We start from the raw sequence: 26,716 nt of genomic DNA on the forward strand, positions 1-26,716 counted from the left end.
GGTTATCAAGACCACCAGTTATTGATCATTACTTCATAGATTGCTTCATCATATTTTCCTTTCAACACATTAAGAGTATGATGAAATGAGAAAGGTGGGAGAAGATGCAGAAACAAAGATTAAGAGATTATGGTATAACTGTCGGAGAATTAGAAACAGGTCCTCAAAATACAATAACTGATGTAACAGGAGTTGCAGTGGGACATGTCACGCTTAGCAACGGCGACATACAAACAGGGGTAACAGCGATCCTCCCTCATCAAGGGAACACATTCAGAGAAAAATGTATTGCTTCAAGTCATGTTATCAATGGCTTCGGAAAAACGATGGGTACAATACAAATGAGTGAACTCGGGACATTGGAAACTCCGATTCTTTTAACAAATACACTTAGCATTGGAACAGTTTCAGATGGACTAATTGAGTATATGCTCGATCAATGTCCTGAAATTGGAACATCTACAGGGACGGTCAACCCAATCGTTGGTGAATGCAACGACATGTTTTTGAATAACATCCGTGCGAAAAACGTTAAGAAAGAGCATGTCCTAGAATCCATAACTAATGCTTCGAGTCAAGTTGAAGAAGGGACGGTTGGAGCCGGGACAGGGATGCTTTGTTATTCATTAAAGGGTGGTATAGGTACATCATCTAGAATGATGGAAATGACGCACGGTACATATACGTTAGGTGTTCTCGTTGTCACAAACTTTGGTATTTTACGTGATTTACGTATTAATGGCAAAGCGATTGGTGAAGAACTTAAAGCCTGTCTCCAAAGTAAATGGGAAGAGAAAGATAAAGGCTCAATTATGGTCATCGTAGCCACAGACCTTCCTGTTTCTGAGCGACAGCTGAACCGAATCCTCAAACGGTCTGTCACAGGCCTATCAAGAACGGGATCGATTATTACAACTGGAAGTGGTGAAATCATAGTTGGTTTTTCAACTGCCAACAAAGTACCTCACGAGAAGACGGCAGTGCCTTTAGAAATGAAAAACATCCATGAAGAAGACATCGATCTTGCTTTTCGAGCGATCGGGGAAGCAACGGAAGAAGCTGTCCTCAACTCGTTGACTCAGGCAACTCATGTAATTGGCAGAGACGGAAATGAGCGCCCAGCACTAAAGGACTTATTGGAGGAGTTCGGGATTGATTTGAATAAAAAATGAACCTCCTACTATAGTAGGAGGTTCACAGTTTGTAGAGAAACCTGATTAATGTATTCCCTATGCTGTAGGAGTTTAATACACTTGCTTTCCTGTGGACGAACGCCCTTTTTCCACGGGAGTCAAGTGTTATTCACTCCTACTAGGTTGCATTCAATCAAAGCAAACTTTCCAACTGATTATAATTAAGTAGTCCTCTGCTTTATATCTCTAGAAGGTTTTTATTTGCTTTTGTCTTGTTTTCAAAACCACATATCAATGTTGATTGGAGCGGAAGGATGCTCGACTCCTGCGGGACGTGCGGGACAGGTGAGACCCCACAGGAGCGTTTTGAAAGCGACGAGGAGACTCACCGCCCGCCCCGCGGAAAGCGAGCATCCTGGAGCGGAAATCACTACTATATCCGAGGCGAATGGTCCTTACTACTTTCTCGACAATCTGTGAACCTACTATTGCAGTAGGTTCACTTCTCTCTTCTATAACTCGTCAAATCCATTATCATCGGATACTTTTGTATACTGCCTTGATTTCTGTTCAAAGAAATCGCTCTTTCCGGAATTAACATCAGCATAGGCTTTGATCCAACGCATAGGATTCTCTCGGTAACCTTCGAAAGGCCGTTCAATCCCAAGCTGGTTCACACGTTTGTTCGTCATAAATTTGATATAATCGTTGAGCTCATTTTTAGAGATTCCTATAAATTTATTTCCTATGATCGCTTCCCCCCATTTTATTTCTAATTCTGCTGCTTTTCTAAAGGTTTCTGTAATAAAACGATGGTTTGCCTCTGTGTTCAACTGAGGCTGTTCATTGAATAGTTCTTTTACGATATTCACAAAAAGGGTGACATGAAGCTGCTCATCACGATTGATATAATTGATCATCGTCGAAGTCGATACCATCTTTTGATTGCGTGCTAAGTTATAGAAGAACGCAAATCCTGCATAGAAAAACAATCCTTCTAAAATGATGTCATAGACAATCGATTCAAAGAACGTTTGAGGAGAAGGATCTTTTACAAACCTCTCATAACCAGATGCTATGAATTCGTTTCTCTCCACCAAGATTTCATCATGCTTCCAATACTCAAAAATCTTATCTTGCTCTTGCTTACACACAAGTGATGAGAGCACATAACTATAGGACTGGTTATGAATGACTTCTTGAAACGAAAGAACTTGCATGAGAGCAGATAAACTAGAGTCTGTTAAATAATCTGCCACTTTGCTCGAGTAATCTGTCTGAATTGAATCAAGGAATGCAAGTAAACCTATAATTTTCTTGAACGTTTCCTGCTCTTCCTCCGATAAAGACTCCCACTGCTTTACATCTTGAGACATGTTGATTTCAAACGGCGTCCAAAAGTTACCTAACATGTTCTTATACATTGGATACGTCCAGCTGAATCTCGTATCATCCCAGTTTAGTACATTGGAACTTTTTCCATTGATGATTCCGCTAGATCGATTAGGTGCTGTACTATCATATATTTTCCTTTTCTGAATCGTATTCATATAAGTTCCTCCTAACTAGAACAGCTTTCGCAATCTTCAATATCTACGGATGTGCTTCTAACGTAGTACGTTGTTTTTAACCCTTTTTTCCATGCTGTCATGTGTATCTTTAAGAGGTCTTTCGCCTTAACTGTGTTTTGAACATAGATATTAAATGAAATGGACTGATCAACATGACGCTGTCTGGCAGCGTTCTGCTTGATGCTCCATAATTGGTCGATATGATAGGCGGACTTATAATACCAGGTTGTTTCGGGTGATAGATCTGGCGCTGTCACAGGAATTTTATAATCTTTCTTCTCCTCGGAGTACTCTTTCCGGAAAATAGGATCGATCGAGGCTGTAGAACCTGCAATCAAGCTTGTCGAACTGTTCGGTGCAACTGCTATTAAATTCGCGTTACGAAGCCCGTTGCTCTGGACTTTTTCTTTAAGCCTAAGCCACTTTTCATCGTCATACCGTCTCTGTTCAAAGTAAGCACCGGTCTGCCAATCTGATCCTTTAAACACTGAGTAAGGACCCTTTTCCCGAGCTAACTCCGCACTAGCTTCTATCGCTAAATAATTGATGGTTTCATATAACTCATCTGCATAATGGACCGCTTCATCTGATTCCCATACTATTTTGTTTTTTGTGAGAAGATGATGCCAACCAAACGTACCTAGACCAATTCCTCTATATTTGGCATTCGTAAGTTGAGCTTGAGGCACTTCGATTGTGTTGCAGTCGATCACATTATCAAGCATTCGAACCTGTATCGAAATCAGTCGTTCGAGCACGCCCTCTGGAACAGCTTTACCAAGATTAATGCTTGATAGATTACAAACCACATAGTCCCCTGGTGCTTTTGTAATAACGATCTTTCCGTCTTTAGTTATCTCTTCCTCTACCGTAGTCGCGCTCATGTTCTGCATAATTTCAGTACATAAATTAGAGCTATAGATCATGCCCGAATGCTTATTCGGGTTCGCTCGGTTAACGGCATCTCTATAGAACATAAATGGTGTGCCGGTTTCTAATTGCGATTTCATGATTCGTTTCATAATGTCGATCGCAGGTATGGTTTTTCGGGATAGCTCACTCCTCTTCACACACTGAGCATATTTCCTTCTGAAGTCACCCTCCCCTGGCGTTTCATCATAAGTATCCTCAAGTGAAAAACCCATCACCTTTCGAACCTCATGAGGATCAAACAAATGCCATTCATCACGGTTTTCAACGGCTTCCATAAATACATCTGGTAGACACACCCCCGTGAAAAGATCGTGAGTCCTCATCCGCTCATCCCCGTTATTTAACTTGGCATCAAGAAATTCAATAATATCTCGGTGCCAGACATCGAGGTAGACGGCAACAGCTCCCTGGCGTTGCCCTAGCTGATCAACGCTTACCGCTGTGTTATTCAGTTGCTTCATCCAAGGAAGGACACCAGAGGAATTCCCTTTGTAACCTTTTATATCACTGCCTCTCGCTCGAATCTTTCCAAGATATGCACCGATTCCGCCACCATTTTTCGATACTGTCGAAACGTCTGTATTGCTATCATAGATGCCACGCAAGCTATCATCTACAGTATCGATAAAGCAAGAACTTAGCTGCCCATACGTTTTCCCCGCATTTGATAGAGTAGGTGTTGCAACTGTCATATAGAGGTGCGATAGTGCCCAATATGCTTCTTTAACAAGGTCTAGTCTTTTATTATCTTGCTCCTTCATCATCAGGGTCATCGCAATAACGAGAAAGCGCTCTTGAGGCATCTCAACAATATTATTCTCGTAATCTTTTGTTAAGTAGCGATCAGCAAGTGTTCTTAAACCAATATAAGTAAAAAGGTGATCTCGTTCTGGCTGAAGTATTTCTGTAAGTTGTTCGATGTCTTTTTCGCTATAGAATTTCAATAGGTCAGCGTTGTAGATTCCTTGATCTGTAAGAACTTGTAATAGACGGTAGAATGACCCCTTGCTATACACACCTTCTTCTCCACGAGTTTGAATTGCATTCCGATACAATGCTTGAAGATGAAAACCCGCTGCCACATATGTCCAATCAGGTTCTTCCGCTGTGATTCGCTCGAGTGCATGCAGAACCAACATTCGCTCTAAATCATGATGCGACTCTTCTCCTGAAACTCCATTTACTAGCTTTGTTAAAAACCCTTCGCGATTTAAATAAGGAAAACGTGCCAAGATATCTTTTGCTTTTATTATCATTTCATGTTCAGCTAGATCAGCCGTATAACTCATATACCTCTCTCCTTTTAGTCAAAATAAAAAGCTCACTCTTCAACGAGTGAGCTTTGAGAATACGACAAGGTTAGAATACAGGAATGTCCTGCATTCATATTGCCACTTCTCATCCTCAATCCCCGAAGAATAGAAACGATTTGAGTACAGGCAGGTCTACTGGCTACGTGTTTCTTCCTCAGCAAGCCTTCCCGGATGAATCATCCAGTGGCATTTGCTTCGTCCACACGACAGTTGCGGGGACAGCTCCGGATTCTAACCGGATTCCCTATTAAGTCGTTATACGACACCTCATACTCAATCATTATGTAATTATTGTCAAAAACATCTATATGTAGTATTACCTATATAAAATAAATACTAAATATCGATATCAATATCTTATCGTACATTCTGAATTCGAACAAGAACAAAAAATGTATTTAGCCGTTTTTGGGTATAAAGTCTTTGTTTTGCCTAACACTTTTGTTTCAATCCAGCATATATTGTTTATACCTAAAAATGTTTCCCTAAGGAAAAAGGAGATGAGCTTACCGTGAAGAAACAACATCATACATGTCTGAAGAAATTAGCGGGTTATACACAATTGTGCTGTAAATTTGGATTACTTAGCGAGGAAGAAAGTAAAGAAATCATGAATCTTCTTTCAAAGCAACAAACATAAGCATACAAAAAGAGATAGGAACCCCTATCTCTGTTAGTCAATTGAATTAACTTAGTTTCTCAATTAACTGAGTAAGTATTACGTCTTTCTGTTTGGCTAATGCAAGTGCTTCATCACGCTTCTCTTGCATTTCACTGAACTTCGCTTTGAGATCTTCTTTTTCTTCATTTGTGAGTTCAGGTCGTTCGCCATCTTTCCAATCTTGTTTCTGTGCTTTCATTTTCTCATGAGCCGCTTTCGCTTCTTCATGAAGAGCATTCAACTGCTCATTAACATTTGCTAACTCAGTCTGGAGTTCTTCAACACCATCAATCGCTGAGGCATTTTTATCAAGCAACAAATTGATCAGCTGTTCTTGCTTTTGAAAGATCGTTCCCATCAACTCATGGTTCTCTTTCTTGTTTTCATTTCCATGCTTATGGAAGCCTCTTTTATGACTATGGTTTCCAAATTGTCCTTGCTCTTGACTTACCTCACTGTCCACTGGTGTGTCTTCAGATGAGGCATTCGCAGTTACTGAAGCTAATCCCCCAGCAAGTACCACAGATCCTACAACACCTACCAACCACTTTTTCATTATCAAATCTCCCTTCAATTTATTATCCTTACATGTTTCATTATGGACAATAATTGTGGAAGAAATTTCGTGAAAAGTGTGTGAAATTATGTGAATTCAATCGTTCTTATTTTCTTAGCTTTTCTAAGACCGCTTCATCTACACTTCTTATATGCAAATCACGTTGTGGAAATGGAATTTCTACATTGTTTTCAGCAAGCACCCTATTGATTCGAAAATTAAGGTTACTTTTCGTTTCTACCGCTGCTTTAGGAGAAGAAATCCAAATGAATAACTGAAAATCTAGAGATGAGTCCCCAAATCCAATGAAATTCACAAAAGGATTCGGCTTCTCGAGTACATACATCGAATTTTCTTTTTCTTCTTTTGCGACCTGGTGAAGCAAATCCCTCACCAGTTCAACATCAGAACCATAGGCGACACCGATCGGAACCACGAGACGAAGCCGGTTGTCTCCATAAGAGTGATTAACGACTTGCTCTTCAATGAAATAGGAATTTGGCATGATGATCCGTTCATTATCGAGCGTGCGAATAATCGTTGCTCGCATTTTTATCTTCTCAACATCTCCGATGATGTCATTAATAATGACCCGATCACCAACTTTTATTGGCCGCTCAAACAGTATAATAAGTCCAGAAATAAAGTTATTAGCGATGTTCTGCATTCCAAAACCAATTCCAACACCTAGTACCCCAGCGAAAATCGTCAATGCGCTTAAGTCGATTCCAACAGTAGTCAAGCTAATAATGACCGCGATCACCATCAATGTATAATGAAAAACACGATTAAATGTAAATTGCAAACCTGTATCTAACCTGTAGTGATCGTACAAAGGAGGCATCAGTAACGATGTGAAGATCTTCGATAGCCTGTTCGCAAGAGTAATGATGAACAATGCGATCAGAAGAAGAAGTAAGGATATGTCAACATCACCAATCGTGAACAATTCTCGACTCATCCAAGCATACTCAGAAAAGTAGAGCAATAGGAAAACAAGAATCGCATACAACGTAACCCAATTCAGAAACGAAACAATTGCATGCTTGCTCTCTTGCTTTTCGAATCCTTTACTTTTAAAGAAAAGTGCTTTTCCAATAAACCGAAACAAGATGATGCATACGATAACACCTGTCGTAATCAACGTATCTTTCATAATGGAATCTTCAAAGAATGTTAACAACTAACGAATAACCTCCTTTATCAAGAGTTATGAACAATCATATCATGGACTTGTAACCTATTCCTTCCTTAGCACGTTTAGTTGTATAAAGTGATTGAGGGGGAAAAGGGATGAAAAGGGTATTGATATGTGTGATTGCCTTATCTATTTTTCTTATTACAGCTTGCAGCTCTAACCAACACCAGTCTGAGAGTGGGGATCGAGGCGAATTCAAGACCGAAGATATGGCTGGAAGTTCTGAAGAAGGAAAAGGAAATGATAGTAGCGAATCCCCTTCTTCAAATGAAGCTATGGACATGCCAAAACTTCAGACTGATCGAAAAGTCATCTTTAATGCGAATTTGTCATTAACGGTTGAAGACCTTTCTAAAGCTACTGATAGAATCGAACAGCTCTTACAATCAAATGGAGGATATATTGTTGAGGCTAATACATTCTCTGAGGAAGATATTAACCATGCTTCAATAACTGTTCGGGTTCCTCAAAATAACTTTTACCCTTTTCTTGATGAAGCTGAAACAATTGGAAAAGGAACGCCAGAGAAATCTATTTCAGGTAGTGATGTAACAGAAGAATTTGTAGATTTAGAAGCAAGGCTGAAAGCAAAGGAAGATGTTAAGAGTAGGCTAGAATCTTTCTTAGAGAAAGCGGAAAAGACAGAAGATTTACTTGCTATTTCAAATGACCTTTCTCGAATACAAGAAGAAATCGAACAATTAAAAGGTAGGATGAAGTATTTAAACAATCAGAGTGACTTTTCTACGGTTACGATTTCATTAGAAGAAAGAAAAATCACCGTTCCCTCTCTAGGAGAAGGTGATGACAGTACGATTGCAGAGGCGAAGCAGCTATTTATGAAAACAGCAAATGGCATCCTTCATTTCTTCTCAAAAACAGTGGTAGTTCTCATTGGGTTATCGCCAGTGCTTGTGCCACTTACCTTAGTAGCCGTAGTTTTTCTCATACGCCATCGTAGAAAAAGAAGAAAAGAGTGATCCAAACCTTCAATTGAATCGTTAGCTTATTAAATCCCTATAGAACAAACGAGGTGATACTATGAAAATAGTCATGTCTCTAGTTACTTCAGTAATCATCTTTCTTCTGATTACTGGATATACCAATAACTATTCATCAACAGCTGAAACGGATTCAGAACCAGTTAAGAAAGTAGAAATTGAAAATGATTCCGATGTAGCATATGACAACGTAAAACAATCGATCGATGAAAATGCAAAGAAAGTTCCAACTTCTAGTGAGAAAAGCATAATCCCCGTTTCTGTCGAGATCCCTTCTATTGAAGTTGAAGCAAAAGTTGAGAACGTAGGTATTCTGGAAAACGGACAGATGGGTGTCCCATCCAATCACGTAAATGTCGGGTGGTTTGAGCCTGGCTTTGAGCCGGGTGCAACCGGAAATTCTGTCATAGCAGGACATGTAGATAGCAAAACCGGACCATCTGTTTTCTATCATCTTGAAGACCTATCAGAAGGTGATGAAGTATTTGTAACCAATAAGGATGGAGAAACACTTACATTCGTTGTAACAGGTAAAGAGAGGTACCCATTTCAGAATGCACCGATTGAAAAAATCTTTGGACCAACTGATGACGCCAATCTGAACCTCATCACATGTACTGGTAACTTCAGTCAGTCTCATGGAACACATGAAGAACGCCTCGTCGTGTTCACTGAGCTCAAAGCAGAATAGTAGTAACATAAGAAAGACGCTTCTCCTATTCATAGGACGAAGCGTCTTTTTCGTTATGCACTCAACTCGCTTTTTTAACTTCTATTTCACCCAAGTATCGATTAAAGTAGTCATCTGTTTCACTTTTTATGACTTTATATAATAATAACAAAGCGATCAAGTTCGGAATCATCATTAGTGCATTCGCCATATCGGCAAATGCCCACACTGTTGTCAGGTTTGCAACCGTTCCAACAAAGCATGCGAGGATATACACAATTCCATAGTATGTCGTGAATTTCGTTCCTGCTAAATATTCAAAGCATTTATATCCATATACATACCATCCAATAATCGTAGAGAAACCAAAGAAGATTACTGAGAAGGTGACGATATATTCACCTATCATACCAAGACTTGACCCGAAGGCGGCTGTGGTTAATGCTCCAGCTTCCAAATCTGCGTTATGAACCACTCCTGACAGATCTCCACCTGTTGGATCCCAGAACCCAGTAATGAGTAGTACTAATGCTGTCATCGTACAAACAATAATCGTAACGATAAACGTACCCGTCATGGCAACAAGTGCCTGCCTAACAGGGTGTTCTGCTTTCGCGTTACCAGCAATAAGCGCTGCCGTTCCTAATCCAGCTTCATTTGAAAAGATACCTTTTGAAACGCCAGACTTAACTGCTTCCATAACGATTACACCTGAAAATCCACCGACAGCAGAGATTGGTGAGAAGGCATACGTGAAGATTAACTTCATTGCAGGTACGATTGCATCAACATTCAAAAGGATGATGATTAAAGCACCTACTATGTAGAGCACCGCCATAATCGGTACAAAGAACCCTGCTACAGAACTGATTCGTTTTACTCCTCCGAAAATAATAAGAGACGTAAGACCTGCAACGACAGCTCCCGTTATCCAGCCATCAATATTAAAGCTTTCTCCAACAACGCTCGCAATCGTGTTCGATTGTACACTGTTACCAATTCCTAGCGAGGCAATTGCACCGAATAATGCAAACGAGATGGCAAGCCATTTCCACTTCGATCCTAGACCTTGTTCAACATAATACATCGGTCCGCCAGCGTACTCACCTTTATCATTTTTTACCCGGTACTTCATTGCGAGTAGGGCTTCTCCGTACTTTGTAGCCATTCCAAATAACCCAACGACCCACATCCAAAATACAGCACCTGGTCCCCCAATCGTAATCGCAGTTGCTACTCCTGCAATGTTTCCGTTCCCTATCGTAGCAGCTAATGAGGTCATAAGTGCTTTGTAGTTACTAACATCACCTTCAGCAGAGGTATCCTCTGCCTTCTCTTTTGAGAATGCGAGCTTGAATGCATAGCCGAGCTTCCTGAACTGAAGCCCTTTTAAAATCAGTGTCAAAAATACACCAGTACCAAACAAAAGGATTAAGCTTGGTGCTCCCCAAAGGAAACCATTTACTAGTTTTAGTAGTTCTAAGATGTCCATTTTCTCTACTCCTCCAACGTGTTAACGCTTTCAACCGACGACCTTTATACATTACCATCAGAATTATTTCGAGGTCAATGATAATGACCGTTTCAGACACAACTATATAATTCGTTTCTTCCATAAAAAAAGAGACCCTCAAATGGGTCTCTCAAAAGATTCTCTCTTTTTATAATTGACCTAGAGCATCACCGATGGTGGTCTCACCATTTAATATCTCGAACGTTTTATTGAATGTGTTCTCATTATCTACAATTTCAGCAAGTACTTTAGCCACATCTTCGCGTGGAATCTGTCCAGATTTGTCTTCGAGCGTTTCAGCTGCTCGAATTTGTCCTGTAGCGGCATCATTCGAAAGTCTTCCAGGGCGGAGAATCGTATATGTTAAATTAGTGGATTTCAAATAGTCATCAGCACGTTTTTTCGCATATAGATAAGGTTTCATATTATCCGGACCTTGTTCTGGATAATCAGCTCCTACTGTGCTTAATAACACAAATCGCTTGATTCCTTGATGTTTTGCTTCATCAATAGATTTAATTGCACCTTCCTGGTCAATTAAAATCGTTTTATCTGCACCAGTGTGTGGTCCAGAACCTGCCGCAAAGACTACAGCTTCGCAACCGTACATTGCATGGGAAAAGTCTTTCTCTAAATCACCAAGTACTGTTTTTCCACCTGCGTCCTCGATTGCTTTCACTTGATCAGTATCTCTCACCATTCCTACAGGTTCGTGCCCTCTTTCTGCAAGACTACTAATAACATGTGTCCCAACTTGTCCGTTCGCACCAATTACGAGTACTTTCACAACTATCTTCCTCCTTTAATTACCTTCACCTCTGTTATTTTCCTCATTCCTTGCGCAAATAAACACATGAACGCTTAATAATGCTTTTTTCATGAAAACCAATACTTTTTTTAAGTAATATAAGTCGATTTGTGTAATTTAAAAGGGATTTGTGATAAATTATTAGAATATTTAGTATTGTACTACATATGAAAGGGGATATTATTTTGGAATCAGTATTAAATACTATTAGTGGATTCGTTTGGGGATGGCCCCTTCTAATCCTCCTAGTTGGAACGGGTATCTTTCTTACCCTTCGTTTAGGATTTTTGCAGTTTACGATGCTACCGTATGCATTAAAACAAGCATTTACTAGAAAACAAGATAAGTCCTCTGAAGGAGACATCTCCCACTTCCAGGCATTGATGACAGCACTTGCTGCCACTATCGGTACTGGAAACATCGCTGGTGTAGCAACAGCGGTATTCGTTGGTGGACCAGGGGCTGTTCTATGGATGTGGATCAGCGCACTATTCGGAATGGCTACGAAATATGCTGAAGCTATCCTAGCGGTTAAATATCGCTCAGTGAATTCGAATGGTGAGATGTCTGGTGGTCCTATGTATTACCTTGATAAAGGCCTTAACATGAAATGGCTAGGTATGATCTTTGCATTCTTTGGGGCATTTGCAGCCTTTGGAATCGGGAACATGGTTCAATCGAATTCCGTAGCAGATGCAGTAGCAACATTTGGAATCGCTCCATGGATTACTGGTCTTGTCTTAATGGTTCTTACTGGCCTCGTAATTCTTGGAGGAATTAAAAGCATCGGACGGGTTACAGCTTTCTTTGTCCCGGTCATGGCGCTTTTTTATGTAGTCGGTGGTCTTATCGTTCTACTTATGAACATTGATCTTATCCCTGCAGCCGTGTCGCTCATTTTCTCTGACGCTTTTAGCGGTGAAGCTGTAGCAGGTGGCGCAATCGGTGCAGTCATCCGTTATGGTGTTGCTCGAGGGGTATTCTCAAATGAAGCCGGTCTAGGATCTGCTCCAATTGCTGCAGCAGCTGCTAAGACTGACTATCCTGGTCGCCAGGCTCTCGTTTCCATGACACAAGTATTCATCGATACGATTGTTGTATGTTCGATCACAGGAATTGCACTCGTGATGGGTGACCTGTATATGGGCGATCTTAACGGCGCCGCTCTTACAACAGCTACTTTTGAGAAATTCCTAGGAGTACCAGGAGCATTAATCGTGACGGTCGGATTAATTCTTTTTGCATACTCGACTGTGTTGGGCTGGTCCTATTACGGAGAGAAATGCTTCTCTTATCTATTTGGAGATAAGTCGATCAAGTACTATCGAATTGTTTTTGTATTAGCAGTATTTGTTGGTACAACGCTAAAACTAAATGTCGTATGGCTGCTTGCTGATATCTTCAACGGCCTAATGGCACTACCAAACTTAATTGGACTACTAGGTCTTTCTGGAGTTGTCGTTGCTGAAACAAAACGCTTCCTTGAAAAAGTAAAAGAAGAAAAGCAAGAAGCACGCTCACAAGGCATGTAATGTGATTATGTATAACAAAAGCTGTCAGCATAAGCTGACAGCTTCTTCTTCTAATTATTAATACTTTTTAAAAGCTATCTTTAATCACGACGCGCTCAACTGGGAAACGAGCAGATGCATGCGCTTCGGCTGCTGCTTTACCAACTGAAATGAGCATAACAGGTACATATCTTGAAGGAATATTAAATTCATTGATAAGGGCCTGTGGATTGAAGCCACCCATCGGAATCGTATCATATCCTTTTGCTTTTGCAGCTAGCATGAGTTGCATCGCAGCTAGAGAACTGTTTTTCACTGCTTCACTGTATGCAAAGCCCTCTCTTTCATAGGCACCGTTAATTTGGCTAACTAACGTTTCCTTAACTGCATTATCCATAAAGCCATTCTCTACTGCTTGACCATATACTTCTTCAGCGTGCAAGTTTGCCTCTGTGTCACCTAGAATAACGATCGTTGCAGAACTATCTACAACCTGCTTCTGGTTAAAAGCAATTGGTAGAAGCTTTTCTTTCTTCTCATCATTTTCGATAACAAGGAATTTCCAATGTTGTAGATTCCAAGATGAAGGAGCTTCGATTGTAGCGTTCAAAATATCGTTCATATCCTCATCAGGAATCTTAAATCCCTTTTCATATTTTCTTACTGAATGGCGTTCTTTCATCACTTCAAGAACATCTAGTTTTTGTTCAACTTGTGTAGACATTTGTTTCTCTCCCTTTCTATCCATCAATACTCTCTCTTAAGGTATAGCACTATTATAATGTAACATAAATGATTACAGTTACAAAATCATATTGTTAGCAATTGTGGCAGTATCTACCTTTTTTCGTTGTAGTCTTATTCAACAATGATTTTGCGTTCTTTTTGAACACAGCAAGAATTGATTTTGGCAGTTGTTCTGGAAAATCAAGTTTTAGCTTTAGCTTCGATAATTCCGTTGTTAATTTAATTGCAAGCTCTGGATATGCCAGATACAAAGAGCGATAAGATGCTTGATCGAGTTGAATGAGCTCAACATCAGTTATAGTTTTGGCATACAAGTTCTGATGCACAAAAATCGAGCGATTACCAAGGACATCATCTGCCGAAAGCACGGCGAGCGGCGTGTCATCACCCTCCTGATAAATCGCTACACATCCTTGTTGAATGATATAAACATCGCGATTCGTATGTTTGGGTCGAATAAGAAACCTTCCTTCATTTCGTTTCAATTTTCGTCCAGATCGTTCTAACTTATTCCAATCCTTTATTTCGAACTTCTTTTCACTTTTACTCAATGCCAAACTTCCCATGTTTGCTCACCCCCGAATAATTAGAATATATTTTGTTACAGTTATCTCAAAAACAAAAACAATTCTTTAGAATTGCTTCTGCTTTAGGCTTTGTATGATATCACGAATCGTATATTTCTTCAAAAATGATGTTAAGTGATCCTCCGCATCAGTGAAAATGTCTCCTAGTACCTCTGATAAGTTTGCTCCTACGAGACAATACTGGTTCGCATCTGGGCACTTAGGCTTTAACGAACCGATCGACGTTAGTGAGTAGATCTTATCAAGTGTAACATCCTCAACCTTACATGCTAAAGTAAAGCCACCACCGGCACCTTCTTTTGAAACAATATATCCATTTTTCTTTAGTAAACTAAGAATTTTTCTCATACGTACAGGATGGACCGAAGCACTGCCAGCAAGGTAATCACTTGTTGACATTTGTCCTGGCTTAATAGCTAATAAGGCCAGGCTATGCACGGCAAGAGTAAAATCACTATTCAATTTTAGCGCCCCCTAACACTTTCTTCAATTCCATCCTATCGTACTCCTTTTGTAACTGGCAAGAAAATTTTAACAGGCAACCGCTTCTTCAGACCCATTTCGGATTTCATTAAGCTGAGTCGAAAGCTCTAAAAACCATTCTTTGTCTTTAGTAATAAGAGCAAGATCAATAAGATTCAAAATGTAAGTTTCGTCTTTCTCAAGATCTTGTTCTTCTAACACTGAAATCCTATTTTGAAAGGTTTCAATCACCTTACCCACTGTTTCTGGGTTATCACACTCATGAACATATATCTTAATCGTACCTAAATAATCATTTACTGAATCTACAAACCCTTTCACTAATTCATCGTGAACTGATTTGCCTTTTACCCATTCACCTTTAGTAAATTGAGATTGTTGATGAAGTTGGTTCATCATTATTCTCCCTCCTTATTTGGAAGATTATCGTGTTCCAACTGCGTCATCGCATAATGTAATAATAAATATTACAGTTAGATTTGTCAACAGTGTCGGATTAAAGACCGAACTCTTCTGCTAATAAACGATACGATTTTAACCGGGCGTTAAAATCATACGTAATGGTATTCACGATGATTTCGTCGGTTTGGTACATTTCACAAAGATCTTCGATTTGCTTTCTTACTTGTTTAGGGTTGCCAACGATTATACGATTCCTATTTTCCCTGATTCGTGCTTTATCAAACACAGAGTACGGAAATTGCATGGCTTCATCTGGTGATGGAAAGCCTGTCCCTGACTTCCCTTGTTCTATTAGTAAGATGGCAAGATCAAGACTAGATGCTAAGTACTCTGCTTCTTCTTCTGTTTCACCGCATACAACGAACACGGCAACGTTCGTTTTTGGCGTATCATTAAATTCTGACGCTGTAAAACGTTCGCGATACTTATCTACTACGTTTGTACCACCATTCCCGTTTATGAAATGTGCAAACGAAAATGATAAACCTTTGTTCGCAGCTATTCGGGCACTGCCTCCACTTGATCCAAGTAACCATATGTCCGGCGTCGTTTCTCCTTGAGGAGTCGCATGAACATTATAGGAAGAGGCACGTCCTTTAAGATAATTCGTGAGTTCATCGATTTGCTCAGGGTATCGATCGATATCTCTTCGGTTCCCATCTGCCAAAGCTCTCGTAACGTTTGGCATTCCACCAGGTGCACGGCCTAAACCTAAATCGATTCGTCCTGGATTTAGAGATTCAAGCATTCTAAAATTCTCAGCCACTTTATAGGAACTATAATGAGGTAGTAACACGCCACCTGAACCGATTCTTATATGACTTGTATTAGCTGCCAAGTGAGAAATCAAAACTTCAGGACTAGAACCTGCAAGACTTTTTGTACTATGGTGTTCGGATACCCAAAAACGATGATAGCCAAGCTTTTCGGTTTCTTTCGCTAATTCAGTAGTTTCTTTAAGAGCTTCTATTGCTGTCTTATTTTTTGATACAGGTGATTGATCCAATACACTTAATTTCATCTATAAAGGTCTCCCTTAATGTGTAAATTTAAATATTACAGTTAAATCATAACAGGTAAATACATCTACTCCAAAAAATATGCTTACAAAGCAAACGGACCGTTACGCCCGTAAGGTTACGCCGGTCCATTGTATATTCCAACAGCATGTGCTGTTGTAAACAAAATTTATGATGTGCCTTCTGCAATCACGATTTCCACACCAAGATTCTGAAGCATCTCTTGAAAAACCAGTTCAGGCAGTTTATCCGTAATGATGACATCTACATCGTCCAATTTCGCGAACGTGAAAAACTCTGATTGACCAAATTTCGTTGAATCAGCAAGGACGATCACATGCTTTGCCTGTTCAATCATCTTACGCTTCACCATGCCATCCTCTTCATGAGCAATCGTTAATCCCTGTTCCGTTATGCCAACTACTCCGATAAACGCAACATCTGCATTATAAGATGCTACCTTTTCCACAACACTCGATCCATATAGGAAGAAATGTTCCTTTTCAAGTTTGCCTCCAAGAAGGTGAATATCTAGGTTTTCTCCACTTGAGAGTATATCAGCCTGATGAATCGAATTCGTTAAAATGACGGCGTGTTTATGAGTGAGAAATTCAGCACACGCTTGAACCGTTGTAGAGGCATCAAGAATTACAATATCTCCTGGCCTTATGTATTCAGCTGCTCTTTGTCCGATAAGATGTTTTTCCTTTGATACTAACGACAAGCGATCTTGATAAGATTTAATTTCATGTCGTAGTTGTGGTAAAACCGCTCCACCCCTTGTACGTGTCACAGCTCCTTCTTCTTCCAATCGAACCAGGTCCCGCCTTGCAGTATCCCTTGAAACCTCAAAGCGGTCACAAATCTGTTCGACAGAAATACGCTCATTATTCTTTAAATATTCAAGAATTGATAGCATGCGCTCCTCTTGATACATGGGGAACACCTCTCTTCCATTCACTACCATTATAAGTTTTCGTAATGAATAAATCAATTATTTTAAGTTATTTATTATTATTTATAAGTAAATGTAAGTATTGTAGATCAAATTAAATAAAAGCACCCATTCAAAGGGTGCTTCGTTTATATTAGTAAGCCCAAACTGCTCCTACGATAATCAAAAGAATGAACAATACTACGATTAGCGCGAAACCTTGACCACATCCATAGCTCATAAAAAAACCTCCCTTCTAATTAAGATATAAAGAAAGGTTTAGTAGCCGTAACCGCCGTAACCGCCATAACCACCTTTTCCATAGCAGCAAGGTCCTGTATTAGCTCCTCCAACTGCCGCTGCACCAACAATAATTAGAAGGATAAACAATACTACGATCAACGCAAACCCTTTGCCGTATCCAGCAGGGCGCACGTTCTCTTTTCCACCGCTCATTTGAAAACCCCCTTTCCTCGAAGGTTACTAATACTATATGTGAGAATTGATTGTAAGGGATGGGCATCTATCCATATTTGGTAAGATTTATATACCCTGGCCTAAAAGATGCTTAAAATACATCCGCTACAAAAAGCAAAATGATGATTAGGAGAATAAAAAGGATTAGCAAGATTATCAATTCATCCATAAAATTTCCCCCCATACATTTCGTGTATTAGTTTATGAGGCTACAGAGTGAATGGTGAGGGCTCTTCTTTTCCATTAAAAAAAGCCCTCTGGATTAGAGGGCTATAGTATGCATTATTCCATTGTATTCCCTTTGGCAGGGATTGGGTTATTACGAAACATTTGTGCAAAATGAATGAGGTTATGCGCCATTGTCTTTGCATGACCGACTGAGAAGTCATTTTTTTGTCCTTCAGCTTTAATATACGATTCGCCAGGACCAGCCTCACCGACCCAGTACGTATCAACATTTGGAGGAACGGTAAAGCCGATATGAGAAAATGCATAAAGAACAGATCGTGCGGCATTTTTTGCACCGTCCTCATTGCCCGTTATCACTACCCCACCAACTTTGTTGTAGTAGATTGATTGGCCTTTTTCATTCGTTATTCCACTTCCACCATACAATCGTTCGATAACTAAAGTGGCTACACTACTTTTTTCACCAAGCCAAAGGGGCGTGCCGAGTACGACGATGTCTGCAGCTTTTACCTTATCAAAAATGATTGGCCACTCATCACCTTTTCCTTCATCTTCAGAAATTCCATATGCAATGTTGTAATCAGCAACCCTTACAGTTTCTGATTCAACACCTTCTTCATGAAAGATGGTCTCGGCTTCTTTATACAGCGCATCGGTGTTTGACGTCTCATTACTATCTTTAAGCGAGCAATTAAGAAATAGTGCTTTCATTCTTACATCTCCTCTCAGCAGCTTTGATTTAGTCAACCATTCCCTTTACGCAAGGGCACCTAAACAATAGAACTCATCTAGAAATCGTTATTCCGTAATCAGTACAAGAGGTGCTTCAGGCAGGAATTTCATCATATTTTCCGCATCTTCCGTTACTTTCGCCCATTCTGGAGACTGCAATGCTTCCCCAATTCTTTGCTTTGATTCAAATTCGATCGTGGCTGCAAGGTAATAGGACTCCTCTGTATTCATTGCTGCTGTGACATAGTCTAGATCAGCTTTTTGAATGTAAGGAACTTGTTGAACAAGCTTAATGTGTTCATTTTCGTAGTAGTTTTTAAAGTTTTCCTCATCGGTTGGTTTTTTGTAAATGACGATTACTTTAGCCAATATTCTTCTCTCCCTATTTTTTCTGTCTTTAATAAGCTTCATCATACAGCACAGCGTAGAAATAACGCTAGTAATCGAAACTGTACAGTATGTCGTGATAATTCATGCAATAGTGAAGAAACTATAATGTAACTACGTGTTTAATCCGACATTATTAAGGTAAATATCGTTATAATAATAGGTGTTGTAACTTAGTGTATAGGAGGTGAACCCTTACGCGGAAGTAAGGGCTCTATTGGAAATCATAAAAATTATTGTTGTTATTTTATTGATCGTGTTAACTGCATTTTTCGTGGCATCAGAATTTGCGATTGTAAAAGTACGAAAAACAAAAATCGACTCTTTAGCACAAGAAGGGAATAAGAAAGCAAAGTCTGTTCAAAAGGTTCTTGGTAATTTAGATGGATATCTTTCAGCCTGCCAACTAGGAATTACCATTACAGCGCTAGCACTAGGTTGGTTAGGTGAATCCACTGTTGAGCACCTTCTGCATCCTTTATTCGAGATGATTGACCTACCACCAGCAATGACTGGTACGATAACGGTCGCATTAGCATTCGTGATCATTACGTTTCTACACGTTGTACTCGGGGAACTTGCCCCAAAAACGTTCGCCATTCAAAAAGCAGAAAAAGTCAGTTTACTAACGGCTCGACCACTCATCTGGTTTTACTGGATTATGTATCCATTTATATGGGCATTGAACGGTTCCGCTCGTGGAATCGTCCGTGTCCTAGGACTACCACCGGCTAATGATCATGAACAAGCTCATTCCGAAGAAGAACTTCGCATCATTTTATCCGAGAGCTACAAAAGTGGAGAAATTAATGAATCAGAGATGGAATTTGTTAATAACATCTTTGAATTTGATGAGCGGTTAGCGAAAGAAATTATGATACCAAGAACAGAAATGACTTGTTTATTCCTAGATAATACGACAGAAGAAAACCTAGCGATCATGAAAACAGGGAAATATACACGATACCCTATCGCAGATGGTGATAAAGATAAAATCGTAGGGGTTGTTAATATTAAGGAAGTTCTCACTCAGTACAAATGGGGAGAAGAGTTATTATTAGAAGACTACATTCATCCGATTCATCATGTCATCGAATCTACGCCGATCAAAAAGCTTCTTGCTAAAATGCAAAAAACACATAGCCATATCGCCATTGTCGTGGATGAGTATGGAGGTACGGCTGGACTCGTTACAGTAGAAGATATCCTCGAAGAAATCGTTGGAGAAATACAGGATGAATTTGATTCAGATGAAAAGCCTCCTATTCGAAAAGAAGAGAACGGAAGTATCGTTGTCGATGGAAAAGCATTGATTGAAGATATTAACGAATATCTTGGAACTGCTATCGAGCATGACGATGTTGATACGATTGGTGGATGGGTTCTCACGCATGACATGGAACCTGTTCATGGTACAACGTTAACCGTCGATCAGTATGAATTTAAAGTGTTAGAAATCGATGGTCATCAAGTAAAAGAAATCGAAATCAAGACGAAACAATCATAATAAAAAGCTGGCACGCCCATTGTGGATCGTGCCAGCTTTTATTACATAAGAAGATCTACCCATATTTTGATTGAAGTTCCTAGGATAAGAGCTGCTAATAACCATTGTAGAAATTTCGTGTTTATCTTTTTACCAGCGTTTGCCCCTAGAGGTGCTGCGATTAGGCTCGCAATGATCATAATAGCTGCTGGCAAAAGGAGCACTTGCCCTGTTGCTAACTTTCCTACTGTTGAACCTATTGATGAAATGAACGTAATAGCTAGCGATGATGCTATCGTCATTCGAGTTGGTATCTTAAGAACAACAAGCATAATCGGCACTAGTAAAAATGCCCCGGCCGCGCCAACGATCCCTGCGCCAACCCCAACGATAAAGGCTAGACTAGCAGATAACCATTTATTAAAGCTAACCTGATCGAGTGGTACATCATCGATTCCTTTCTTAGGGATAAACATCATGATTGCTGCAATCGCTGCTAGCACACCATATACAACGTTAATCCCCTGTTCAGACATCAGGTTAGAACCATAACCACCGATGAAACTTCCGATAAGAATACTTACACCCATATATAGAATAAGCTGTTTATTAAGATAGCCACCTTTACGGTATGCGTAGACCCCGCCAATGGTTGCGAAGAACACTTGAACAGCACTTATCCCCGATACTTCGTGAGCACTAAATGCTGTAAAACCAAGAAGTCCTGGGATATATAAGAGCATCGGATATTTGATAATAGAGCCACCGATTCCCACCATACCTGAAATATAAGAGCCTATAAATCCAATTAAGAATATTGTAATAATAAAACTAAAATCCATTTGCACTCACCTCCAAATGAATATGGGGCACTTATTAAGTACCCCACATTGTATCAATATTTATCCCTTTTTAATCCAGAAGTAGAAAACATCGTCTTCTTCCTCTGTCTTAAGAAGCTCATGTCCTCCTGATTTGGCCCATGCAGTCAAATCACTTTTTGCACCTTTATCTGTTGCTTGAATTTCAAGGATTTCTCCTGTTTCGATCTCTTTCATAGCCTTTTTTGTTTTTACAATTGGCATCGGACAAGCTAGTCCTTTTGCGTCTAATGTTTTTTGTGCATCCATCTTATAAAACCTCCTAATTAGTTTACCGCACAGCGGTTTGGTCCAACTTCCATTTCTCTTTGTGTTTCTTCATCAGGGCTAATCTTGCCCATGTTTGTTTCACGGATTTCTTGATAGGCATTTGGCTGAGGAGGAAGATTTTCTGTTACCATCTTACGGAAGTCTTCCTCTTTTTCCACGTTCAAGCCATCGTTTACACGATAAAGTTCATTCAACTGAGCTGAAACTAATCCATTTTCGCCCAACTCTTCTACTTTTGAGAAGTGTGCTGGCAATACAGTGAGCTCGCCTGCCATTTCTTTATAACGGTCATAAAGTGTCGTTCTGAGGTCTGTTACCCAATCTTCTGCCTTTCCTGCAAGATCAGGACGACCGATTGATTGAACAAACAAAATATCTCCAGTTAGTAAAAATTGATCTTGAATGATGAAAGACGTACTTCCGATCGTATGCCCTGGTGAATAAACTGGCTCAAGCTTCACATCACCAATTGAAAACACATCTCCCTCTTTTAGAGGCGTATAGTCAAACGTCACTTCTCCAGCATCTTCTTCAGGAAGGTAGTACGTGCCACCCATCTGATCAGCAAGATCTTTTCCTCCTGAAATATGATCAGCATGAAGATGTGTATCGAACGTTGCTTTAATCGTAAGACCTTTGTTCTCAGCAAATGACGTGTAATTCTCGATCATACGATTAGCATCGATGACTGCAGCTTCACCGTTTGATTCGACCATATAAGATAGGCAGCCTTTCCCTATGCGTACAAATTGATAAAGTGCGCCTCCAGGAAGATCGCTTACTTTGACTGGTTCAAGGTATTCACTCCATGCCTTCATTCCACCAGGAAGATAAGAAACGTTCTGAACGCCAGCTTCTACTAATTCTTCCCCTACAAAGATTGAAGACCCTTCTTTTGCACAAACAACAAGTATTTCTTTATCTTTAGGAAGTTTCTCGAGAATATCTTCTACGCCATCGATTAAGTCAAAGTATGGAACGTTCATACTTGTTACAGACTCACCGTCGATTTTCCAGTCAGCATATGCATCCTCATTTCGAACATCAAGAATGAAAAGATCGTTTTTGTTGATAATTTTTGCAGCTACTTCACTTGCATGCATTTTATTTAAACTCATCAATTATACCCCCATCCGTATTATTCTTACCAAAAAAAATTATAGGTTTGATGTTGTTTCGCCGTTCCACTCTGACATACCAGGCACTACATTAATCGCTTCAAAACCATTACTTGAAAGCTTCTGAGCAGCTAGATCACTTCTTGATCCTGTACGACAGATCACTAATACTTTTTTGTCCTTAGATAGTTCAGTCATCTTCTCTTCGATTTCTCCAAGTGGGATCGATACTGCATTAGGAATGTGACCAAATGCATACTCAGCAGGTTCACGAACATCTAAAAGCGTGTAAGCATCATTAGAAAGTAGTTCATTTAATTCTTCATTCGAAATGACGTGATCATGCTTTGTTTCAGGCACTGTTTCATCATCAGAAGCTTTGCGTAAATAGTGCTTTAGTACATCGTCTTCTTCAACTGTTCCAAGATAGTAATGGCCAACTTTTTCAGCCCATGCTTTAATATCAGCTTTTGAACCTTTGTCTGTTGCTTGAACTTCAAGAACAACTCCTGGTTCAAGATCTTTCATCGTTTTCTTTGTTTTAACAATTGGCATCGGACAAGCTAGTCCTTTTGCATCTAATACATGGTCAGTTTGAATCATATCCATACCTCCTGAGATTTTGTTATTCTGTTGTACCGTTCCACTCATTCATACCGCCTGTCATATTAAGCACGTTATAGCCATTAGATTTTAAGACCATAGAAGCCATACTACTTCTACCTCCAGATTGACAGACGATAATATGCTGTTTGTTTTTGTCTAGTTCGGTCATTCTCGTTTGAATCTCGTTAACAGGAAGGTTATATGCGCCCGGAATTTTACCAGTTGCAACCTCCTCGGGGCCACGAACATCAACGATGCTCAATTTCTCCCTATTCGATAGTAGGTCATTTACTTTTTCTGGAGCAATTTCTTCTACATAGCCTGACATATACCTTTCCTCCCTTATTTCCAGGTATTTAGACCGCCACGAACATTATAAAGCGATTTGAAACCCTGTTGCTTTAATACCTTACATGCTCTGGAACTTCTCATCCCACTCTGACATATAACTATGGTTTCCTTATTGGAATCGAGCTCTTTTGCTCGTTTACCAAGTTGGTCGAGCGGCATATTTTTAAATTCCTTCACTTTGTTACCTTTGTATTCCGCCTGCGTTCTTACGTCGATAAATTGCACATTACGATCACCGAACTTAGCTTTTGCTTGTTCAGGATTAATCGTCGTTACACCTTTTCCACTTCGTTTCAAAAAAAATGATGCAAGAATTACAACTGCGATAATGATTAGGAATTCCATCTTAACCCTCCATTTAGATAAACAGGTTTACGTTACCGTCTTCTGCATCACCAAGGTAAGCAGCAACACCAGCGTATTCGATTTCTTCCAACAACTCTTCTTTTTGCAAGCCAAGGAGATCCATCGTCATCGTACAAGCTACTAGCTCGACATCCTGTTCTTGAGCCATCTCGATCAGCTGTGGCAATTCCATTGCATTATGCTTTTTAATAACTTTCTTAATCATCTTCTGACCCATGCCAGCATAATTCATTTTTGAGATTCCCATTTTATCTGCGCCACGAGGCATCATTTTACCGAACATTTTTTCTAGGAAACCTTTATTCGTTTTCACAAGTTCGTCTTTTCGTAATGCGTTTAAGCCCCAGAACGTATGGAAGATCGTTACTTTATGATCGTAAGCAGCTGCACCGTTTGCGATAATATAAGCTGCCATTGCTTTATCGTAATCACCACTAAAAAGGACAATGTTTGTTGATTTTGTTTCACTCATCTTTATTTCCTCCTCGTTATACCTATAGGGGTATAATTATCTTTAAATTTTTTTATCTACTTTTAACTAAAAGCTGAACTGCTTCTTTAACTGTATCCTCTGTTGAGTTGCCTTGCTCAAGTTGCTCTAGAAGACACTGTTCTAAGTTGGAGCCAACAATAAGCCCGATGGAACGATCAATACCAGATCGTGTAGCAGAAAGCTGCGTTACGATGTCTTCACAACTTTTCCCCTCTTCCATCATTCGAACGACACCTCTAAGTTGACCTTCAACTCTTTTGATGCGATTTATTACTTTCTTATCGTAATTCATACGGTCACCTCCACATTATATACCCTACGGGGTATTATTGCAACCAAAAAAATTTTATATGAATGCGTGTTGTCACTAACAATTAATACCTATAGGGGTATTATAACGTACTGAGTTGAAATGTCAATAGGTGCTCAAGTTTAAGAAAGCCAGTTTATTTGAATAACAAAATACGTGATAATCAGAGCGATAATAAGAAGGACAATCACGATTAAGAAAATAACGACCCAAGTTGATGAAGGGACTTCGAAATTCAAGATCTTCTTTCGAGTACGGTAGAATTGGAATGCTCCACCCACCATCGTTAATAAACCAAATAATAATGAAGTAAAGCTGATCATGACAACAATTTGATCATCTGCACGCTCACCAGCCGTTCTTGTAAAATGAAGACTAGCTGCGAGAAATCCAATACCAATGATAGCGATTGATGTTCGAATCCATGCTAAAAATGTCCGTTCATTTGCAAGTAGCTGCTGAACCCTTCCATCTGCTTTTTTCTCTTCCACTCCTAATCTCCCTCCCTCTTTCATACCTTTGATCTTATACCCCCCTCCGTAAAATATCAAGAGATGAGTTTATTCACTTCGACCTTAAATAGAGTATGTACAAAGGAAACGATAACTATAAAAAGGCAGCAACGGATGCTGCCTCAGGCTGTAGAAAAGTTTAGAAACATATCTATGGTAACGTTGGTTTGTCAGTAGTTACCAAGAATATGGTGATGACTTACTCTCCTTTTATTCAAATAGGCTTAAGAATTCTCCGTAGCCTTTAGACTCCAATTCATCTTTCGGAATGAAATCAAGTGCAGCAGAATTCATACAATACCTTAATCCCGTTGGCTCTGGACCATCTTCAAAAACATGTCCTAAATGCGAGTCGGCCTCTTTACTCCTAATTTCCGTACGAGTGGTAAAAAGCTTTTATCTTCTTTCTCTACAATATTATCCTCGACCAAAGGTTTTGTGAAACTCGGCCAACCTGTACCTGATTTGTATTTGTCAGTAGAACTGAACAATGGTTCTCCAGAAACAATATCGACGTAGATTCCTTCCTCTTTATTGTCCCAGTATTCATTATCAAATGCTTTTTCCGTTCCATCTTCTTGCGTCACTTCATATTGAATTGGCGTAAGCATTTCTTTCAATTCTTCCTTTGTATAAGTCACATCATTATCGGGCTGTTCGATTTCCCTTTCATCTCCCCAAGCTTCATCCAAGAAAGCGTCACGTCCAGAGTTCTTACGATAGATCTTATAACGAAACTCGTTTTCTTTGTAATAATCTTGATGGTATTTTTCAGCTACATAAAAGGTAGGGGCTTCTTTAATAAACGTTACGATCGGTTCATTAAATCGTCCTGTGCTCTCAAGCTCTTCTTTCGATTTCTCAGCTAATTCTTTCTGATTCTCATCGTGATAAAAAATACCCGAAAGGTACTGATCACCTCTATCTACAAATTGCCCACCTTCATCTGTAGGATCGATCTGCCTCCAGAACACATCTAACAATGTTTCATAAGAGACAATATCAGGATTATAATGCACTTGAACTGCTTCAATATGACCTGTGTCGCCTGAAGACACTTCTTCGTATGAAGGATTCTTAGTATCTCCTCCTATATAACCTGAAATAGCTTCATCTACACCGTCTAGTTTCTCAAAAGGTGGCTCCATGCACCAGAAACATCCTCCAGCAAACGTCGCAACTTCAAGGTTTTCATCAACAGCATTAACCGGCTCACTTCCATAAGAGCGATTGAAAAGAACATCGTACAGTTTTGGTGCTCCAATTATCAGAACGGCTAGCAAACCTAGTAACATGAGGATTCTTGATTTCTTCATATAAAGTTCCTCCCTTTGCTAAATCACCGTGGAAGATTCTCTTCCAGTTACTCTAAGTGTAACTCATCTCTGTTGTAAAAGAGAGGTTTTTGCTTTGACAATAGGCCGATTATCAACGTGCT

The 26,716-nt window shown here is 39.7% G+C and carries 30 protein-coding genes, 1 pseudogene and 1 riboswitch; of the genes and pseudogenes, 5 read left to right on the forward strand and 26 right to left on the reverse strand.

The window, feature by feature from the left end:
* Window positions 1-104 precede the first annotated feature (104 nt).
* Window positions 105-1,172 (forward strand): DmpA family aminopeptidase, encoded by a 1,068-nt coding sequence (locus tag LCM09_RS05445; protein WP_224879355.1) that lies wholly within the window; start codon window positions 105-107, stop codon window positions 1,170-1,172.
* A gap of 473 nt (window positions 1,173-1,645) precedes the next feature.
* Here the strand turns inward: LCM09_RS05445 and LCM09_RS05450 are convergent, their stop codons facing one another.
* The 4 genes from LCM09_RS05450 to LCM09_RS05465 all read right to left on the reverse strand — a co-directional run bounded on the left by LCM09_RS05450 (window position 1,646) and on the right by LCM09_RS05465 (window position 7,350).
* Window positions 1,646-2,683, reverse strand: coding sequence for a ribonucleotide-diphosphate reductase subunit beta (locus LCM09_RS05450; protein ID WP_224879357.1), 1,038 nt, complete (start codon window positions 2,681-2,683; stop codon window positions 1,646-1,648).
* A gap of 11 nt (window positions 2,684-2,694) precedes the next feature.
* Window positions 2,695-4,926, reverse strand: a complete 2,232-nt coding sequence (locus LCM09_RS05455) for a ribonucleoside-diphosphate reductase subunit alpha (RefSeq protein WP_224879359.1) — start codon at window positions 4,924-4,926, stop codon at window positions 2,695-2,697.
* Window positions 4,927-5,058: 132 nt separating this feature from the next.
* Window positions 5,059-5,236, reverse strand: a riboswitch (cobalamin riboswitch).
* A gap of 400 nt (window positions 5,237-5,636) precedes the next feature.
* A complete protein-coding gene (locus tag LCM09_RS05460; RefSeq protein WP_224879361.1) occupies window positions 5,637-6,167 on the reverse strand; it encodes a hypothetical protein in 531 nt (176 codons plus the stop codon).
* A 106-nt stretch (window positions 6,168-6,273) separates the two neighbouring features.
* A complete protein-coding gene (locus LCM09_RS05465) occupies window positions 6,274-7,350 on the reverse strand; it encodes a mechanosensitive ion channel family protein (RefSeq protein ID WP_224879363.1) in 1,077 nt (358 codons plus the stop codon).
* A gap of 110 nt (window positions 7,351-7,460) precedes the next feature.
* Between LCM09_RS05465 and LCM09_RS05470 the strand changes: the two genes are divergently transcribed.
* Together LCM09_RS05470 and LCM09_RS05475 are read left to right on the forward strand one after the other, a co-directional pair.
* Window positions 7,461-8,345, forward strand: a complete 885-nt coding sequence (locus tag LCM09_RS05470; RefSeq protein ID WP_224879364.1) for a DUF4349 domain-containing protein — start codon at window positions 7,461-7,463, stop codon at window positions 8,343-8,345.
* 61 nt (window positions 8,346-8,406) lie between these two features.
* Window positions 8,407-9,057 carry a class F sortase gene (locus LCM09_RS05475; protein WP_224879366.1) on the forward strand — a complete coding sequence of 217 codons (651 nt, stop codon included), beginning with the start codon at window positions 8,407-8,409 and terminating at the stop codon, window positions 9,055-9,057.
* A gap of 61 nt (window positions 9,058-9,118) precedes the next feature.
* Here the strand turns inward: LCM09_RS05475 and LCM09_RS05480 are convergent, their stop codons facing one another.
* Together LCM09_RS05480 and LCM09_RS05485 are read right to left on the reverse strand one after the other, a co-directional pair.
* A complete protein-coding gene (locus LCM09_RS05480) occupies window positions 9,119-10,528 on the reverse strand; it encodes an alanine/glycine:cation symporter family protein (protein ID WP_224879368.1) in 1,410 nt (469 codons plus the stop codon).
* A gap of 169 nt (window positions 10,529-10,697) precedes the next feature.
* Window positions 10,698-11,336, reverse strand: a complete 639-nt coding sequence (locus LCM09_RS05485; protein WP_224879369.1) for an SDR family oxidoreductase — start codon at window positions 11,334-11,336, stop codon at window positions 10,698-10,700.
* A 188-nt stretch (window positions 11,337-11,524) separates the two neighbouring features.
* On the opposite strand from LCM09_RS05485, the gene LCM09_RS05490 reads away from it, so the two are divergent.
* The gene (locus LCM09_RS05490; protein ID WP_224879371.1) at window positions 11,525-12,889 is read left to right on the forward strand and encodes an alanine/glycine:cation symporter family protein; all 1,365 of its coding nucleotides are present in this window, start codon (window positions 11,525-11,527) and stop codon (window positions 12,887-12,889) included.
* Window positions 12,890-12,956: 67 nt separating this feature from the next.
* Here the strand turns inward: LCM09_RS05490 and LCM09_RS05495 are convergent, their stop codons facing one another.
* From LCM09_RS05495 to LCM09_RS05540, 10 genes are all read right to left on the reverse strand, one after another.
* A complete protein-coding gene (locus LCM09_RS05495; RefSeq protein WP_224879373.1) occupies window positions 12,957-13,592 on the reverse strand; it encodes a nitroreductase family protein in 636 nt (211 codons plus the stop codon).
* Between the two features lie 94 nt (window positions 13,593-13,686).
* Complete coding sequence (locus LCM09_RS05500; RefSeq protein ID WP_224879375.1) at window positions 13,687-14,181, reverse strand: Crp/Fnr family transcriptional regulator; 495 nt, start codon at window positions 14,179-14,181, stop codon at window positions 13,687-13,689.
* Between the two features lie 66 nt (window positions 14,182-14,247).
* Complete coding sequence (locus tag LCM09_RS05505) at window positions 14,248-14,664, reverse strand: RrF2 family transcriptional regulator (protein ID WP_224879376.1); 417 nt, start codon at window positions 14,662-14,664, stop codon at window positions 14,248-14,250.
* 69 nt (window positions 14,665-14,733) lie between these two features.
* Window positions 14,734-15,084 carry an IDEAL domain-containing protein gene (locus LCM09_RS05510; protein ID WP_224879378.1) on the reverse strand — a complete coding sequence of 117 codons (351 nt, stop codon included), beginning with the start codon at window positions 15,082-15,084 and terminating at the stop codon, window positions 14,734-14,736.
* Between the two features lie 97 nt (window positions 15,085-15,181).
* Complete coding sequence (locus tag LCM09_RS05515) at window positions 15,182-16,168, reverse strand: LLM class flavin-dependent oxidoreductase (RefSeq protein ID WP_224879380.1); 987 nt, start codon at window positions 16,166-16,168, stop codon at window positions 15,182-15,184.
* Window positions 16,169-16,335: 167 nt separating this feature from the next.
* The gene (locus LCM09_RS05520) at window positions 16,336-17,103 is read right to left on the reverse strand and encodes a DeoR/GlpR family DNA-binding transcription regulator (RefSeq protein WP_224879382.1); all 768 of its coding nucleotides are present in this window, start codon (window positions 17,101-17,103) and stop codon (window positions 16,336-16,338) included.
* A gap of 151 nt (window positions 17,104-17,254) precedes the next feature.
* The gene (locus LCM09_RS05525) at window positions 17,255-17,341 is read right to left on the reverse strand and encodes a YjcZ family sporulation protein (protein WP_224880103.1); all 87 of its coding nucleotides are present in this window, start codon (window positions 17,339-17,341) and stop codon (window positions 17,255-17,257) included.
* 38 nt (window positions 17,342-17,379) lie between these two features.
* Window positions 17,380-17,556: a YjcZ family sporulation protein gene (locus tag LCM09_RS20880; RefSeq protein ID WP_318246488.1), complete on the reverse strand. Its 177-nt coding sequence runs from the start codon at window positions 17,554-17,556 to the stop codon at window positions 17,380-17,382.
* A gap of 303 nt (window positions 17,557-17,859) precedes the next feature.
* Window positions 17,860-18,477, reverse strand: a complete 618-nt coding sequence (locus LCM09_RS05535) for a flavodoxin family protein (protein ID WP_224879384.1) — start codon at window positions 18,475-18,477, stop codon at window positions 17,860-17,862.
* An 87-nt stretch (window positions 18,478-18,564) separates the two neighbouring features.
* Window positions 18,565-18,867 carry an EthD family reductase gene (locus LCM09_RS05540; RefSeq protein WP_224879385.1) on the reverse strand — a complete coding sequence of 101 codons (303 nt, stop codon included), beginning with the start codon at window positions 18,865-18,867 and terminating at the stop codon, window positions 18,565-18,567.
* 235 nt (window positions 18,868-19,102) lie between these two features.
* Between LCM09_RS05540 and LCM09_RS05545 the strand changes: the two genes are divergently transcribed.
* Window positions 19,103-20,392, forward strand: a complete 1,290-nt coding sequence (locus tag LCM09_RS05545; RefSeq protein ID WP_224879387.1) for a hemolysin family protein — start codon at window positions 19,103-19,105, stop codon at window positions 20,390-20,392.
* A 41-nt stretch (window positions 20,393-20,433) separates the two neighbouring features.
* Here the strand turns inward: LCM09_RS05545 and LCM09_RS05550 are convergent, their stop codons facing one another.
* The 10 genes and pseudogenes from LCM09_RS05550 to msrB form a co-directional block, all read right to left on the reverse strand.
* On the reverse strand, window positions 20,434-21,213 hold the full coding sequence (locus LCM09_RS05550; RefSeq protein ID WP_224879392.1) for a sulfite exporter TauE/SafE family protein: 780 nt from the start codon (window positions 21,211-21,213) through the stop codon (window positions 20,434-20,436).
* A 60-nt stretch (window positions 21,214-21,273) separates the two neighbouring features.
* Complete coding sequence (locus LCM09_RS05555) at window positions 21,274-21,501, reverse strand: sulfurtransferase TusA family protein (RefSeq protein ID WP_224879394.1); 228 nt, start codon at window positions 21,499-21,501, stop codon at window positions 21,274-21,276.
* Between the two features lie 17 nt (window positions 21,502-21,518).
* Window positions 21,519-22,640, reverse strand: a complete 1,122-nt coding sequence (locus LCM09_RS05560; protein ID WP_224879396.1) for an MBL fold metallo-hydrolase — start codon at window positions 22,638-22,640, stop codon at window positions 21,519-21,521.
* A gap of 39 nt (window positions 22,641-22,679) precedes the next feature.
* On the reverse strand, window positions 22,680-23,243 hold the full coding sequence (locus LCM09_RS05565; protein WP_224879398.1) for a sulfurtransferase TusA family protein: 564 nt from the start codon (window positions 23,241-23,243) through the stop codon (window positions 22,680-22,682).
* A gap of 22 nt (window positions 23,244-23,265) precedes the next feature.
* Window positions 23,266-23,574 carry a rhodanese-like domain-containing protein gene (locus LCM09_RS05570; protein WP_224879400.1) on the reverse strand — a complete coding sequence of 103 codons (309 nt, stop codon included), beginning with the start codon at window positions 23,572-23,574 and terminating at the stop codon, window positions 23,266-23,268.
* Between the two features lie 14 nt (window positions 23,575-23,588).
* Window positions 23,589-23,942 (reverse strand): rhodanese-like domain-containing protein, encoded by a 354-nt coding sequence (locus tag LCM09_RS05575; protein ID WP_224879402.1) that lies wholly within the window; start codon window positions 23,940-23,942, stop codon window positions 23,589-23,591.
* Between the two features lie 13 nt (window positions 23,943-23,955).
* Entirely contained in the window at window positions 23,956-24,435 is a 480-nt protein-coding gene (locus LCM09_RS05580) for a DsrE/DsrF/DrsH-like family protein (RefSeq protein ID WP_224879404.1), read from the reverse strand.
* Between the two features lie 52 nt (window positions 24,436-24,487).
* Window positions 24,488-24,748, reverse strand: a complete 261-nt coding sequence (locus tag LCM09_RS05585) for a metal-sensitive transcriptional regulator (RefSeq protein ID WP_224879406.1) — start codon at window positions 24,746-24,748, stop codon at window positions 24,488-24,490.
* 140 nt (window positions 24,749-24,888) lie between these two features.
* A complete protein-coding gene (locus tag LCM09_RS05590) occupies window positions 24,889-25,257 on the reverse strand; it encodes a YidH family protein (protein ID WP_224879409.1) in 369 nt (122 codons plus the stop codon).
* A gap of 231 nt (window positions 25,258-25,488) precedes the next feature.
* Window positions 25,489-26,426: pseudogene (gene msrB, locus LCM09_RS05595) on the reverse strand (peptide-methionine (R)-S-oxide reductase MsrB).
* Between the last annotated feature and the right edge of the window lie 290 nt (window positions 26,427-26,716).

It is taken from the genome of Guptibacillus algicola, assembly GCF_020171805.1.
Lineage (GTDB): Bacteria > Bacillota > Bacilli > Bacillales > Guptibacillaceae > Guptibacillus > Guptibacillus algicola.

Coding starts and splice junctions, on each gene's coding strand:
- LCM09_RS05565 (WP_224879398.1), bottom strand. CDS start 23,243: ATGATTCAAACTGACCATGTATTAGATGCAAAAGGACTAGCTTGTCCG.
- LCM09_RS05550 (WP_224879392.1), bottom strand. CDS start 21,213: ATGGATTTTAGTTTTATTATTACAATATTCTTAATTGGATTTATAGGC.
- LCM09_RS05585 (WP_224879406.1), bottom strand. CDS start 24,748: ATGAATTACGATAAGAAAGTAATAAATCGCATCAAAAGAGTTGAAGGT.
- LCM09_RS05460 (WP_224879361.1), bottom strand. CDS start 6,167: ATGAAAAAGTGGTTGGTAGGTGTTGTAGGATCTGTGGTACTTGCTGGG.
- LCM09_RS05560 (WP_224879396.1), bottom strand. CDS start 22,640: ATGAGTTTAAATAAAATGCATGCAAGTGAAGTAGCTGCAAAAATTATC.
- LCM09_RS05475 (WP_224879366.1), top strand. CDS start 8,407: ATGAAAATAGTCATGTCTCTAGTTACTTCAGTAATCATCTTTCTTCTG.
- LCM09_RS05455 (WP_224879359.1), bottom strand. CDS start 4,926: ATGAGTTATACGGCTGATCTAGCTGAACATGAAATGATAATAAAAGCA.
- LCM09_RS20880 (WP_318246488.1), bottom strand. CDS start 17,556: ATGAGCGGTGGAAAAGAGAACGTGCGCCCTGCTGGATACGGCAAAGGG.
- LCM09_RS05525 (WP_224880103.1), bottom strand. CDS start 17,341: ATGAGCTATGGATGTGGTCAAGGTTTCGCGCTAATCGTAGTATTGTTC.
- LCM09_RS05520 (WP_224879382.1), bottom strand. CDS start 17,103: ATGTATCAAGAGGAGCGCATGCTATCAATTCTTGAATATTTAAAGAAT.
- LCM09_RS05500 (WP_224879375.1), bottom strand. CDS start 14,181: ATGGGAAGTTTGGCATTGAGTAAAAGTGAAAAGAAGTTCGAAATAAAG.
- LCM09_RS05580 (WP_224879404.1), bottom strand. CDS start 24,435: ATGAGTGAAACAAAATCAACAAACATTGTCCTTTTTAGTGGTGATTAC.
- LCM09_RS05490 (WP_224879371.1), top strand. CDS start 11,525: ATGAAAGGGGATATTATTTTGGAATCAGTATTAAATACTATTAGTGGA.
- LCM09_RS05450 (WP_224879357.1), bottom strand. CDS start 2,683: ATGAATACGATTCAGAAAAGGAAAATATATGATAGTACAGCACCTAAT.
- LCM09_RS05510 (WP_224879378.1), bottom strand. CDS start 15,084: ATGATGAACCAACTTCATCAACAATCTCAATTTACTAAAGGTGAATGG.
- LCM09_RS05445 (WP_224879355.1), top strand. CDS start 105: ATGCAGAAACAAAGATTAAGAGATTATGGTATAACTGTCGGAGAATTA.
- LCM09_RS05575 (WP_224879402.1), bottom strand. CDS start 23,942: ATGGAATTCCTAATCATTATCGCAGTTGTAATTCTTGCATCATTTTTT.
- LCM09_RS05555 (WP_224879394.1), bottom strand. CDS start 21,501: ATGGATGCACAAAAAACATTAGACGCAAAAGGACTAGCTTGTCCGATG.
- LCM09_RS05570 (WP_224879400.1), bottom strand. CDS start 23,574: ATGTCAGGCTATGTAGAAGAAATTGCTCCAGAAAAAGTAAATGACCTA.
- LCM09_RS05470 (WP_224879364.1), top strand. CDS start 7,461: ATGAAAAGGGTATTGATATGTGTGATTGCCTTATCTATTTTTCTTATT.
- LCM09_RS05495 (WP_224879373.1), bottom strand. CDS start 13,592: ATGTCTACACAAGTTGAACAAAAACTAGATGTTCTTGAAGTGATGAAA.
- LCM09_RS05480 (WP_224879368.1), bottom strand. CDS start 10,528: ATGGACATCTTAGAACTACTAAAACTAGTAAATGGTTTCCTTTGGGGA.
- LCM09_RS05535 (WP_224879384.1), bottom strand. CDS start 18,477: ATGAAAGCACTATTTCTTAATTGCTCGCTTAAAGATAGTAATGAGACG.
- LCM09_RS05515 (WP_224879380.1), bottom strand. CDS start 16,168: ATGAAATTAAGTGTATTGGATCAATCACCTGTATCAAAAAATAAGACA.